We start from the raw sequence: 12,708 nt of genomic DNA, 5'->3' as shown, positions 1-12,708 counted from the left end.
GCTCTCGCGCACAAGCAACTACTCTAGCACGATCGGGGCGCCTCAAGCACGTTGACGAGCGCCGGGCGCGTGCGGCGCGACAGCACTCACCACAGCACTCGCGACAGCGCTAGCTACAGCGCGGGTCGCTACCCGGCACGGCGCCGGTGAGCAAGTAGTCGACCACCACGTCGGCTACGCAGTCGCTCGTGGTCGTGGCGGTGTGGCCCTCCCCCACGTAGGTGACCAGCACCCCGCTCTCGAGCTGCTCGGCGAGGGACACCGCCCACGGGTACGGGGTGGCCGGATCCCCGGTGGTGCCCACCACGAGGATCGGGTCGGCGCCGGATCCGGTGACCGCGGCGCGCTCCTCGGGCCCCGGGACGGGCCACGCCGCGCAGCTGATGTCGCCGTAGCCCTGGAACCGACCGATCGTGGGGGCAATCTCGGCAAGCTCGGCCGCGTCGGCCCGCAGCTGATCGCGGTCTCGGGTGATCGGGTAATCCAGACAGTTGATCGCCGAGAATGCCTCGGTCGAGTTCGAGAGGTACGCCCCGTCGACGCGATCGTAGTAGAAGTCGGCGAGCGACAGCGCCACGCTCGGATCGTCGGTGGCGAGGCTGGTGAAGAGGTCGTCGAGATAGCCCCACATGCTCTCCGAGTACAGCGGGGTAATGATGGCGGTGAGGGCGACGTTGACCCCCACGGTGCGGCCGTCCGAGCCAGTGAGCGGCGACGCGTCGACCCGGTCGAGGAGCGCGCTGATCTGGCCCATCGCGTCGTCCACGCTGCCGGTGAGCGGACAGCCGCGGCGCTGGAGACAATCGGTCGTGTAGGCGCGCAGCGCCTGCTCGAAGCCGAGGGTCTGCTCGCGCACCACATCGCTCATGCTGGTGGTGGGGTCCATGGCGCCGTCGAGGACGAGGCGGCCCACCTGTTCTGGGTAGGCGTCCGCGTAGCGTGCCCCGATGTAGGTGCCATAGGAGAACCCGAGGTAGTTCAGCTTCGGGTCGCCCACGATCTCGCGCAGCATGTCGAGATCGCGGACGGTCGCGTCAGTGCTGACGTGCGCGAGGAGGGGCCCGGTCGCGTCGGCGCACGCCGCACCGAATTCGGTCTCCTCGGCGAGCGCCGCGTCGATCCAGGCGTCGCTGCCGCGTTCAAGACCCGCCGCCGGGCTCTCCCCGAAGAGGTACTCGTCCATTCCGGCGGTGTCGAGGCAGCTCACCGCGCTCGATCCGCCCACGCCGCGCGGGTCCCAGCCGATGACGTCGTAGGCCGCCTGCAGCTCGGGAGCGACGGCGTAGTCGAAGTTGTCGCTGACGTAGTCGGCCCCGGACGCTCCGGGACCGCCCGGGTTCACGAACAGGGTGCCCAGCCGCTCGTCGCCCGTCGCCGGGTGCTTGACCAGTCGGAGCGTGATGGTGTCGCCCTCGGGGGCGTCCCAGTCGAGCGGAGCGTGCACTTCGGCGCACTGCATCGCGTTGTCGCAGGCTTCCCAGACCGGCTCCTGCGCGCCAAAGCTCTCGACGGTGCCGCTCGGGGCGGGCGGCAGGGGTGCGGGATCGCTGCCAGCGGCCGCGCAGCCGCTGAGTGCGACCGCAGCGATCACCGCGCCGGCAACAGCTGCGAGCGCGCGCCCTGCGCGTGTGCCGCACCGCCACGCCGCCACCGGGCGCACGGGTGGGCGGGGGTGGTGCACCTGGTCGATCATGCTGGCTCCTCCACCGCGATAATTCCCGCGAACAGCGCCTCGAGCACCAGTCCCGGCGTGATCCCCCGCGTGAGGCGCACACGGGCGGCCTCAACGGCCGAGACCACCGCGAGGGCGCGCGTGGGGCCCCACCGCTCGGCGAGATCCGCGATCCGCGCGTGCTCTTCGCGGTTGATGAGCTCGATGCCACCGCCGGACTCGGCGGTGAGCGCGTGCAGCAGGATGTCCCGGTACACGGAGAGCAGATCGGTGAGGATCCGGTCGATGCCGTCGCGGAGGCTGCGCGTGGCGCGCCGCTTCTGATCTTCCTCGAGCGTCCGCATCTGTGCACGCATCTGGGGCGGGATCGCGGCTCCCGGCGCGAGGCCGAGGCTGCGCATCGCGTCGTCGCGCTCGCGCTGGTCGCGCTCCTCCGTGAGCGCCGAGGCGTCCGCCTCGGCCACCTTCACGAGGGCCGTGGCGACCCGCATCGCGTCGCCGAGCGTCGCGATGCTCAGTGCGAGGTCGATGCTGCGGTCGCGGCGCTGCATGGCCCCCTCGTCGGTGGCGAGCCTGCGCGCCATGCCGATGTGGCTCTGCGCGAGGCGAGCCGCCCGCTCCGCGGCCGCGGCGTCGATCCCGTCGCGCTCGTGCAGGAGCTGCGCGATGTCTTCGGGGCGCGGGGTGACCAGCCGCAGGGACCGGGCGCGCGATCTGATCGTGGGGAGAAGGTCTGCCTCGCTCGGCGCGCACAGGATCCAGATCGTGCGCTCCGGCGGCTCCTCGAGCGCCTTCAGCAGCACGTTCGAGGTGCGCTCGGGCATGCGATCCGCGTCTTCAATCACGATGACGCGGTAGCGGCCCTCCGCCGGCGCGTAGTGCGCGGTGGTGACGATCTCGCGCGCCGCCCTGATGTCGATGAGGAGCTTCTGCGTGGTGAGCACCCCGATGTCCGGGTGAGTCCTCGCGCGAACCTGCTCGAAGACTGCCTCGCGCTGCTCGGGGGTGCGGGCGATGAGCGCCGCGGCGAAGCGGAAAGCGAGGTTTGATCGGCCAGATCCGGGCGGTCCCGTGATGAGCCAGGCGTGCGCCGCGACCACCCCGGGCTCGGCGGCACGGTGCAGGGTGCGGACCGCGTCCGCCTGTCCGACGATCTCTGCCCAGTAGTCCACTCAAGAAGCGTACCGTGACCCCCTGACAGCGGCGGGCGCGGGATACGCGGCACGCCCGTCGCGTGCGCGTGCGCGCTCTCGCGCTCCGGCGCGGGCTCGTGCTCCGGCGCGGGCGGCGGCCCACGCGGGGTGCGGGCTTACCCGGCCAGGTCGACGTACTCGGCGGCGCCCTGCTCGAACTCGGCCGCGCCGGCGCTGAGCTCGGCCACGAGCTCGGTGAACGGGGCGATCTCGCCCCGCGACACCGCGAAGCGCTGGGCAACGCGATCGCTGTACTGCGCCTGGCCGATGCTGTAGCCGCGACGGCGGGCCTCGGACTCGATCTGCGCGGCGACGTCGTAGCTGCAGTGCACGGTGACCTCTTGCCGGATCGCGCGCCGCACCCGCTCGGCGCGGTGCACGGCGTCGGCGACCGAGGACCGGTAGGCGCGCGTAAGCCCCCCGGCGCCGAGCAGCACGCCGCCGAAGTAGCGGGTCACCACCGCGACGACGTCGTGCAGGCCGGCCGAGGTGAGCGCGTCGAGCATGGGCGCGCCCGCGGTGCCGCTCGGCTCGCCGTCGTCGTTTGAGCGCTGAATCCGGCCGTCGGATCCGAGCACGAACGCCGAGCAGTGGTGCCGTGCGCGCGGGTGCTCCGAGCGGACGCGCGCGATCACCGCGCGCGCTTCCTCCTCGGTGGTGACCCGCTCGAGCCTGGTGAGGAAGCGCGACCGCGAGATCTCGGTCTCCGCATCCACGGCGGACCTGATCGTCTCGTACTCCATCTGTCTCTCCCGGTGCGTTGGGCGCGCGACGGTGGCGCTGCGGGCGGTGCTCGTGGGTGGGCCCGTGTGGGCTTTGGTGGTCGGATCGGGCGGATCGGGCGGGCCGACTGGCTGCGGCGAGCCGCAGGCCACCCTGCTCGGCGCCCGTTCCCGGGCGAGACTCACCGACTCTCGGTAGCATCGAGTCTATGGCGGGCGACAGCGTACGGGTAGACACCTGGGTGTGGGGCGTGCGTCTCGCGAAGACCCGCAGCCAGGCCACGGCAGTCTGTCGTGCCGGGCACGTGCGCGTGAACGGTGCGACCGCGAAGGCCGCCCAGGCGGTGCGGCTTGGCGACGAGGTGCGCGTGCGCCTCCACGGTTTCGAGCGCATTTACCGCGTGGCCGGGCTCCCGGTGCGGCGCGGCAGCGCGGTCGAGGCCGCCAAGCACTTTGAGGATCTCACGCCGCCCCCGCCGCCGCGCGTGGAGCGCCCCGCGACGGTGGTGCGAGATCCCGGCGCGGGCCGCCCCACCAAGCGGGATCGCCGCGACATCGACCGGCTGCGCGGGCGGGAGTCGGAGTGATGGGGGCCGCCGCGACGGCACCGGCGCAGCGCCCCGACACCCGGGAGACCACCCCCGCCGGTCAGCCCCCGGTGTCCCGCGCGATCCGACCCACCACGCTCGCGCGGGAAGACTGGACCGCCCGCGAGGCCGCGCACCGCGAGCGCGCGGACGCGCTCACTGCGGCGCACCGCGAGCGCAAGCTGCGGCACGAGCGGCACCCGATCGAGGACTTCCTCTGGACCTACTACTCGGTGACGCCCGGCGAGCTGCGCCGCTGGCACCCGGGGGCCGGCGTGCTGCTTGCCGGTGCCGCCGCGGAGCGTGGCGAGCTCAGGCACTACCGCCCGGCCGGCCCTGCTGGCGCGGATGCGACCGTGGACGTGGCCGGGTTCTTCGCGCGGCGCGGCGGGACGGTCGACTACGTGGAGCGGCTGCTCTCAGCCACGCTCGATCACACCCCGAAGTTTGGCTGCTTCGGACTGCACGAGTGGGCGATGGTGTACCGCATGACCCCGGAGCAGCTGCGGCACGCGGCCCTGCCGCTCAGGATCGGGCACGCGGCCACTGACCGGGTGGTCGAGTCGCACCAGATCGGCTGCACGCACTTCGACGCGTATCGCTTCTTCACCCCGGAGGCCGCGCCGCTCAACACGCTGCGGCCCACCCGCGAGACGCAGCCGGAGACCGAACAGGCCGGGTGCCTGCACGCCGGCATGGACGTCTACAAGTGGGCGGCGAAGCTCGGCCCGATCGTGCCCGGCGAGGTGCTGCTCGACGCGTTCGTGCTGGCGCGCGACATCCGCGAGGTCGACATGCGCGCGTCGCCCTACGACGTGACGGGGTTCGTGGGCGCCGACGGCACCCCGCTCACTCCCGTGCCGATCGAGACGCCAGACGGGAAGCGCGAGTACGCGCGGCTGCAGCGCGGTTTCGCGGAGCGCGGCAACGCGATCCGCGTCCGGGTGCTCGCGGCGATCGCGGCCGCCCGAGCTCACACGGTCTGATCCGCGCCCGCCGTCGCTTCGACCGCACGGGCCGCACGGTCGGGTGCGGTGCGCGGCCCGCGGATCGCGCGAAGCGCCCCGAGGATGGCGACGAGGTCGACGACCTCCTGCAGCCACGCTCCGACGAGCGCGGGCAGGAACCCGAACGCGGCGATGAGCATGAGGGCCACGCTGAACGCGATCCCGAGCCAGATGCTCTGCACCGCGATCCGCACGGTGTCGCGGCCGATTCGGATCGCGTCGGCGACTCCGCCGATGCGGTCGAAGCGGTTGACCACGTCGGCTGACTCGCTCGCCGCCGTGGAACCGCGCGCGCCCATCGCGAAGCCGATGTCGGCGGCGGCGAGCACCGGCGCGTCGTTGAGCCCATCGCCGGTCATCAGCAGGGGCCGCGGCTCGACCTCCGCCACGATGCGCACCTTGTCGGCCGGGGTGCACTCCGCGTGCACCTCGCCGATGCGCAGCTGCGCGGCGAGCGGGTTCGCGGTGGCGGCGACGTCGCCGGTAACGACGAGCATGCGCGAGACGCCGAGCCCGTGCAGCTCGGCGATGGTGTCGATGGCGTCGTCGCGGAGCCGGTCGCGCATCACGATGGCGCCGGCGAAGCGGTCGTTGCGGGAGACGTAGATCGCGAGCTCTCCGGCTTCGAGCTCCGCGTGCACGAGGCCTGGCGCGGCCTCCCGCACCCAGGCGGGCTTGCCCACGCGAACGACCCCGCCCGCGAGCCGGGCAGTAACGCCGTTGGTCGCGTGCTCCTCGGCGTCGGTCACGGCGAGCAGGCCCACGCCGCGCGCCTTGGCCGAGTCAACGACCGCGCTCGCGAGCACGTGCGACGAGTAGACCTCGGCCGACGCGGCGAGCTGCAGCACGTCCTCCTCGGTGAAGCCGGGCTGGGGCAGGATGCGGCGCGGTTCGGGCTTGCCCGTGGTGAGGGTGCCCGTCTTGTCGAACGCCGCGGAGCGCACGCGCGCGAGCTGCTCAAGCGTGCCACCGCCCTTCACGATCAGCCCGGCCTGTGCCGCGCGGCTCATCCCGCCGAGGAACGCGACCGGCGCTGCGATCAGCAGTGGGCACGGCGTAGCGACAACGAGTACCTCGGCGAAGCGCACCGCGTCGCCACTCACCGCCCAGGCGATCCCGGCCAGCGCAAGCGAGAACAGCGTGAACGGCACGGCGTAGCGATCCGCGAGGCGCACGGTCTTCGCCTTGCTGCTCTGTGCTTCCTCGACCAGTCGCACGATCTGCTGGTACTGGCTGTCGCCCGCGAGCGCGGTCGCCCGCATGCGGATCGCTGCGGCCCCGTTGACGACGCCGCTCGCGACCTTCTCGCCCGCCGCGCGCTCGACCGGGAGGCTCTCCCCGGTGAGCGAGGACTCGTCGAACGAGGCGGTGTCGTCGAGCAGGATCGCGTCGACCGGCACGAGCGCACCCGGCCGTACGAGGAGGACGTCCCCCACCCCGATCTCCTGTACGTCGACGGTCTCGGTGCGCTCCATTCCGTCCTCATCGATGATGCCGGGGACGATACGGGTCGCCCGGCTTGGCGCCCGATCGAGGAGCGCGGTCAGCTCACGCTTTGAGCGGTTCTCGGCGTAGTCTTCGAGCGCCTCGCCGCCCGTGAGCATGAGCACCACCACGAGCGCTGCCCACGGCTCTCCCACCAGGACCGCCGCCACGATCGCGGTGACCGCCAGGATGTCGAGCCCCGCGTGACCCCGCAGGAGCTGGCGCACCATCCCCACGGCTTGCCAGGCAGCGATCCCGAGCGCGTAGACGCCAACGAGCCAGGGGGCGACGTAGCTGGCCGGGGTCGCGAGGAGGAGCAGTCCCACCACGCCAACAGCGATGGTGGCCGCGACGAACGGATAGGCGCGCATCGCGCGACGCAGGGTGTCCATTCTTGCATTCTCTCGAATATCTGACGGTTCCGCATGATTTTCGGATTGCCCGGGCTAGAACAGCGTGGGAGCGGGCACTCCCGGCACCACCCCCTCAGCGGCTGCGGGTACGGCCGCCGGGGTCGCCCGCCCCGCGGGGCGCTCGAGACCGAAGCGCCGCAGCAGCGGCCGGATCCGCCCGGCGAGCTCCATGCGATACGCCTGCGGAGCCCGGCTTGCGCTGCCGGGGTACAGGCGGCGATACTCGGGCACCAGCTCGGGATGGCTGTGCTCAAGCCACTCAAAGAACCACGGCTTCACGTGCGAGCGCAGGTGCAGCGGCCCGTACATGACCGACCGCGCGCCCGCCTCGTGGATGTCGCTCAGCAGGGCCGTGAGCTGCGCGGCCGAGTCCGTGAGCCGCGGGAGCACCGGCATGATGAACACGTCGACCGGAAGCCCGGCGGCTCGGGCGGCGGCGACCGTATCGAGCCGTGCCCGCGTGCTGGGAGTGCCCGGCTCCACGGACTGCTGCAGCGCCGGGTCGCCGATCGCGATCGAGAGCGCGAGGCTCACGGGCACCCGCTCCGCCGCCTCGCTCAGGGCGGGGAGGTCTCGTCGCAGCAGCGTGCCCTTCGTGAGGATTGAGAGCGGGGTGCCGGAGCGGGCGAGCGCGCCAATCACGCCGGGCATGAGGCGGTACCGACCCTCGGCCCGCTGATACGGGTCGGTGTTGGTGCCGAGCGCGACCGTGTTGCGGGCCCAGGCGGGCCGCGCGAGCTCACGCGACAGCACCTCCGCCACGTTGACCTTCACCACGATCTGCGAATCGAAATCCCGCCCCGTATCGAAGTCGAGGTAGCGGTGCGAGCCGCGCGCGAAGCAGTACACGCAGGCGTGCGAGCAGCCGCGATACGGGTTGATGGTCCAGGAAAACGGCATGCTCGATTCGCCAGGCACCCGGTTGAGCGCGCTCTTGGCCAGCACCTCGTGGAACACCATCCCCGCGAACTCGGGCGCGCGAACACTGCGGAGATGGCCGGGCATGGCCGCGAGCTCGGGAAGCTCAAGGCCGGGCAGCGCGGGCGCGGCAGCACTCGCCCCCGCGGGGGACGTGGCTACGCGTTGCTCGTTCCATCTCATGGAACTATTCGAACATATGTTCGAATGGTTGGCAAGTGGGATCTGCGCGTCGCGCGGGGAGCGCAGGAAACGCCGGGAACACCGGGGCCGCGCCAGCCGCGCAGACGAGATCGGCCCCGAGCTTTCGCCCGGGGCCGATCCTGAACCGCTTACCGCTCGGCGGCGATCTGCGTGTGGTGCTGAATCACCTCGGCGACCACGAAGTTAAACCACTTCTCCGCGAACTCTGGATCGAGGTGCGCGTCGGCTGCGAGGCTCCGCAGGCGCTCGATCTGCCGCGCCTCCCGCGACGGATCCGACGCGGGCATCTCGTTCTCGGCCTTCAGCAGCCCAACCTCCTGCGTGCACCTGAACCGCTCTGCGAGCATGTGCACGAGCGCCGCATCGATGTTGTCGATGCTTGAGCGCAGCCGATCGAGTCGCTCCGCGGGGGTCGGGGCAGTCATGTCAGCTCCTAGCTCAGCAGATCGTGCAGCTCGACGACCTGTTCACGCTCCGGGCCGACGCCGACGGCGGAGAACCGCGCGCCGCTCATCGCCTCGAGCGCCACAATGTAGTCCTGCGCGTTCTTGGGCAGCTCGGCGAACGTGCGGCACCCGGTGATGTCCTCGGACCAGCCCGGGAACTCCTGGTAGATCGGCTTCGCGTGGTGGAAGTCGGACTGGTTCACGGGCATCTCGTCGTGGCGCACCCCGTTCACGTCGTAGGCGACGCACACCGGGATCGTCTCGAGGCCCGAGAGCACGTCGAGCTTGGTGAGCACAAAATCGGTGACGCCGTTGATCCGCGCGGCGTACCGAGCCATCGGAGCGTCGTACCAGCCGCAGCGGCGGGCGCGACCCGTGGTGACACCGAACTCGCCGCCCTTGGTCTGCAGGAACTCGCCCATGTCGTCGAACAGCTCCGTGGGGAACGGACCCGATCCGACACGCGTCGTGTACGCCTTGATCACCGCGATGATCCGATCGATCTGGTGCGGCGGAACGCCCGATCCGGTCGCCGCGCCACCGGAGGTCGCGTTCGAGCTGGTCACGAACGGGTAGGTGCCGTGGTCGATGTCGAGCATCGTCGCCTGGCCCGCCTCGTAAAGCACCGTCTTGTCGTCGGCGAGTGCGTTGTGCAGCAGCAGGCCGGTGTCGCAGACCATCGGCTCCAGCAGCTCGCGGTAGCTCAGCAGGTCCTCGACCACGTCGTCGGCCGAGATCGCGCGCCGGTTGTAGATCTTGACGAGCACCTGGTTCTTGAACTCGAGCGCCGCCTCCACCTTCTGGCGGAGGATCCCCTCGTCGAAGATGTCCTGGATGCGCACGCCGACGCGGTTGATCTTGTCGGCGTATGCCGGGCCGATCCCGCGCCCGGTCGTGCCGATCTGGCGCTTGCCGAGGAACCGCTCCGTCACCTTGTCGAGGGTGCGGTGGTACTCGGTGATGACGTGGGCGTTGGCGCTCACCTTCAGCTTGGAGACGTCGACCCCGCGCTCCTTGAGCGCGTCGAGCTCGAGCTTGAGCACCGCGAGGTCAACGACGACCCCGTTCGCGATGACCGGGACCACCCCGGGGGTCAGGATCCCTGACGGCAGGAGGTGCAGGGCATACTTCTGGTCGCCGATGACGACGGTGTGGCCGGCGTTGTTGCCGCCGTTGAACTTGACGACGTAGTCGACGCGGCTTCCGAGCAGATCGGTCGCGCGCCCCTTACCCTCATCGCCCCACTGGGCACCGGTGATAAGTACTGCGGGCATTTCAGCCCCTTTCTGAGCACTAGGCAGATACCGGCCCAGTCTACCCACCCTCTCCGACTTCCTGCCCTGAGCGGGCCCGGCGGGAGCCCGGTCAGGCTAGTCTGAGTCCACACCCGCCCCATCCAGGGACCGAAGGGACACGATGAAACCGCAACGCATTGTCATCGGAGGAGCCTCCGGCTTCCTCGGTTCGCGACTGGTCACCGAGCTCACCGCGGACGGCTGGGAGGTGGTCACGGTCGGGCGCGGCGCGGCAGACGCGAACTGGGACGACCCCGCGGGGATCCTGCGCCTCGTCGACGGGGCCGCCGCCGTGATCGGGCTCGCCGGGAAGAGCATCGACTGTCGCTACACCGACGCGAACCGCGACGAGGTGCTGCGGTCGCGGATGGACACCACCCGAGCACTGTCGGACGCAATCGCCGCCAGCGCCAATCCGCCAGCCGTGTGGCTCAACGCGAGCACGGCGAACATCTACCGGCACGCCACGGATCGCCCCCAGACCGAGCGCGACGGCGAGATCGGCGGCGGGTTCACCGTGGACGTCTCCCGCGAGTGGGAGCGCGCGTTCACCGAGGCGGAGCTGCCGGGCACCCGGCGCGTGGCGCTGCGGATCTCGATCGTGCTCGGCGACGGGCCCGCGACCCATCTGCTCTTCCGGCTGGCACGGCTCGGCGCCGGCGGGCCGCAGTTTGACGGTCGCTGGTTCCCGCACTCGCGATACCGCGGGATCGGATCGGATCCGTCCGAGCCCGAGCAGCCCACCTGGCACCCGACGCGCGGGCGGCAGCGCTTCTCCTGGGTGCACATCGACGACTTCGTAGGGATCGTGCGCTTCGCGCTTGCAAACGATTCGCTCTCCGGCCCCGTCAACGTTGCCGCGCCGGCCGTGAGCGACAATCGCACGTTTATGCGGCACCTGCGACGCACGGCCGGCATGCCGATCGGGATCCCCGCCTTCAGGTGGATGCTCGAGCCCGCGACCTGGGCCATGCGGAGCGAGTCCGAAATGGTACTGAAGAGCCGTTGGACCCCGCCGGCCGCGCTGCTCGACGCGGGCTACGTGTTCACGTGGCCCGAGCTCGAGCCCGCGCTGCGCGCAGTCGACGCCGAGATTCGCGGGCGGTAGTCGGGGCGCTGGGAGGTCGGGTGCTGGGCGGTCTGATGCCCGGGCGCTGGGTGTGAGTGGGGGATCCGTCACCCGCTCGGTCGCGCGGTCGCTCGGTCGCGCGGTCGCTCGGTCGCGCGGTCGCGCGGTCGCGCGGTCGCGCGGTTGCCCGATTGCGCGGTCGCCCGGTCACCCGATTCACGCACGAGTGGAGGATCCGTGCACGAGTGTGCGGCTTCACTGACGCAGCGAAGCCGCACGCTCGTAGCGAAGCCGCACACTCGTGGAAAAGCACGGGCGCCCGCGGAAGAGCACGGGCGCTCGCGGAACACGCGCACCCGCGAAAGCGCGCGAGCACGCCGCACCCAGCCGACCAGCTAGCCCCGGGCAGCTAGCCCCGGGCACCCAGCCACGCAGCTAGCTCCGGGCGGCCGCCTCGATCGCGGCGATCGCGTCGGGGTCAGCGCCCGTGAGGAACTCGGTGAGCCGCTCCACCTCGGAGGCCTCGCCGATCGCCGCCGCGCCGCGCCGCAGCGCGTAGAGCGCGCGCAGCACACCGCGGTTGGGCTCGTGCGACCAGGGCACGGGGCCTGCGCCGCGCCAACCGGACTTGCGCAGCGCGTCAAGACCGCGGTGGTACCCGACCCGCGCAAACGCGTACGCCTCGATCTCGCGGCCGGCGGCGGCGGCCTCGTCGGCGAGTTCGGCCCAGGCGAGCGGCGACTCCGGGTGGGCTCGCACCACTTCCTCCGGGGTGCGCCCTGCGGCGAGCGCGGCGGAGACCTCCGGCTCGGGGGCGAGGTGTGTGGGTTCTGGACCGAGCAGGTTCTCACCAATCATGGCGCCAGTGTACTGCGCGCGGCTGCGAGGCTGGGGCCGCCCGAGCGCCCCAGTCTCGGCGACGCTCGCGACCTCAACGCCGCACCGGAGACGCGCCCAGCGCACCGCCCCGGGGCTACGCGATTCGGAACGACTGCAGGATTCGCACGAGCTGCGCGTAGTCGTCCGTCTGCGTGTACGCCCGCGCCTCGTCCATTGAGCCGAACAGCCACTGCGACTGCGGATCGTAGGTGTCGACCTGCAGCGCGGTGCCGAACGCGGTCAGGCCGCCCGACGTGTGCAGCAGGTTGACGTACATGCACGAGAGCGGCGGCACGTCGTCGGCCAGCGCAAGGCTCGCGAGCGCGCCCTCGGCCACCGGCGCAGCCCGGAACACGACGCGCGGCGCAACGAGCTCGGTCACCCCGTCGGGGGCGGCGACGTAGCCGGGGATCTCGACCGGACACGCGTCGAGCTCCTCGATCGCCTGCTGGGGCAGCTCACCGCAGGCGCCACCGAGCCCCTGCACCGCGTTCATGAACACGAGGCGCTGCGCCCCGGTGGGGTCGAGGACACCGAGCTGCACAATACCCATGTCGTTCGGGCCGCCGAGCTCCTGCACCGTCCACCCGGGCGGCAGCTCAAATGACTGCGTCAGCCGCTCATCCGAGAAGCGCTCCCACGGGATCGCGGTCGGCGTCGGGGTGGACGTCGGGGTCTGGGTCGGCGTTGGCGCTGGTGTCTGGGTCGCGATCGGCGTGGGCGTGGGCGCTGGTTCCGGCGCGCACGCGCTCAGCCCCGCGACCCCCGCGGCCAGTGCGAGCACCGCGAACAGCGGCGCTGTCCTGCCGCGCACTCGC

12 protein-coding genes are annotated in these 12,708 nt (G+C 71.6%); 3 read left to right on the top strand and 9 right to left on the bottom strand.

What is annotated here, in order from left to right; translation table 11 throughout:
- Nucleotides 1-109: 109 nt before the first annotated feature.
- The 3 genes from EV139_RS11745 to EV139_RS11735 all read right to left on the bottom strand — a co-directional run bounded on the left by EV139_RS11745 (nt 110) and on the right by EV139_RS11735 (nt 3,608).
- On the bottom strand, nt 110-1,693 hold the full coding sequence (locus EV139_RS11745) for an alpha/beta hydrolase (RefSeq protein WP_130454543.1): 1,584 nt from the start codon (nt 1,691-1,693) through the stop codon (nt 110-112).
- Complete coding sequence (locus EV139_RS11740; RefSeq protein ID WP_130454542.1) at nt 1,690-2,844, bottom strand: DNA polymerase III subunit delta'; 1,155 nt, start codon at nt 2,842-2,844, stop codon at nt 1,690-1,692. Before EV139_RS11740 ends, EV139_RS11745 begins: the two co-directional genes overlap by 4 nt.
- A 137-nt stretch (nt 2,845-2,981) precedes the next feature.
- On the bottom strand, nt 2,982-3,608 hold the full coding sequence (locus tag EV139_RS11735) for a YigZ family protein (protein WP_130454541.1): 627 nt from the start codon (nt 3,606-3,608) through the stop codon (nt 2,982-2,984).
- A gap of 188 nt (nt 3,609-3,796) precedes the next feature.
- Between EV139_RS11735 and EV139_RS11730 the strand changes: the two genes are divergently transcribed.
- Nucleotides 3,797-4,174, top strand: a complete 378-nt coding sequence (locus EV139_RS11730) for an RNA-binding S4 domain-containing protein (RefSeq protein ID WP_130454540.1) — start codon at nt 3,797-3,799, stop codon at nt 4,172-4,174.
- Nucleotides 4,174-5,160 carry a 3-methyladenine DNA glycosylase gene (locus EV139_RS11725; RefSeq protein WP_237465234.1) on the top strand — a complete coding sequence of 329 codons (987 nt, stop codon included), beginning with the start codon at nt 4,174-4,176 and terminating at the stop codon, nt 5,158-5,160. The genes EV139_RS11730 and EV139_RS11725 overlap by 1 nt, the downstream gene beginning before the upstream one ends.
- Here the strand turns inward: EV139_RS11725 and EV139_RS11720 are convergent.
- The 4 genes from EV139_RS11720 to EV139_RS11705 all read right to left on the bottom strand — a co-directional run bounded on the left by EV139_RS11720 (nt 5,148) and on the right by EV139_RS11705 (nt 9,921).
- Nucleotides 5,148-7,058, bottom strand: coding sequence for a heavy metal translocating P-type ATPase (locus EV139_RS11720; protein ID WP_130454539.1), 1,911 nt, complete (start codon nt 7,056-7,058; stop codon nt 5,148-5,150). The two genes, EV139_RS11725 and EV139_RS11720, sit on opposite strands and share 13 nt — an antisense overlap.
- A 54-nt stretch (nt 7,059-7,112) precedes the next feature.
- Nucleotides 7,113-8,180 (bottom strand): Rv2578c family radical SAM protein, encoded by a 1,068-nt coding sequence (locus EV139_RS11715; protein ID WP_130454538.1) that lies wholly within the window; start codon nt 8,178-8,180, stop codon nt 7,113-7,115.
- 149 nt (nt 8,181-8,329) lie between these two features.
- Nucleotides 8,330-8,626 carry a chorismate mutase gene (locus tag EV139_RS11710; protein ID WP_130454537.1) on the bottom strand — a complete coding sequence of 99 codons (297 nt, stop codon included), beginning with the start codon at nt 8,624-8,626 and terminating at the stop codon, nt 8,330-8,332.
- An 8-nt stretch (nt 8,627-8,634) separates the two neighbouring features.
- Nucleotides 8,635-9,921 (bottom strand): adenylosuccinate synthase, encoded by a 1,287-nt coding sequence (locus EV139_RS11705; RefSeq protein WP_130454536.1) that lies wholly within the window; start codon nt 9,919-9,921, stop codon nt 8,635-8,637.
- 142 nt (nt 9,922-10,063) lie between these two features.
- Between EV139_RS11705 and EV139_RS11700 the strand changes: the two genes are divergently transcribed.
- On the top strand, nt 10,064-11,050 hold the full coding sequence (locus EV139_RS11700) for an epimerase (protein ID WP_130454535.1): 987 nt from the start codon (nt 10,064-10,066) through the stop codon (nt 11,048-11,050).
- Nucleotides 11,051-11,446: 396 nt separating this feature from the next.
- Here the strand turns inward: EV139_RS11700 and EV139_RS11695 are convergent, their stop codons facing one another.
- Both EV139_RS11695 and EV139_RS15995 read right to left on the bottom strand, forming a co-directional pair.
- On the bottom strand, nt 11,447-11,869 hold the full coding sequence (locus EV139_RS11695) for a DUF3151 domain-containing protein (protein WP_130454534.1): 423 nt from the start codon (nt 11,867-11,869) through the stop codon (nt 11,447-11,449).
- A 115-nt stretch (nt 11,870-11,984) separates the two neighbouring features.
- Nucleotides 11,985-12,704 carry a hypothetical protein gene (locus EV139_RS15995; protein WP_198677556.1) on the bottom strand — a complete coding sequence of 240 codons (720 nt, stop codon included), beginning with the start codon at nt 12,702-12,704 and terminating at the stop codon, nt 11,985-11,987.
- Nucleotides 12,705-12,708 lie beyond the last annotated feature (4 nt).

It is taken from the genome of Leucobacter luti (assembly GCF_004217175.1).
GTDB classification, from domain to species: Bacteria; Actinomycetota; Actinomycetes; order Actinomycetales; family Microbacteriaceae; genus Leucobacter; species Leucobacter luti.
Note: the sequence above shows the minus strand (reverse complement) of the source record. Positions and strands in the feature narration are given on the sequence as shown.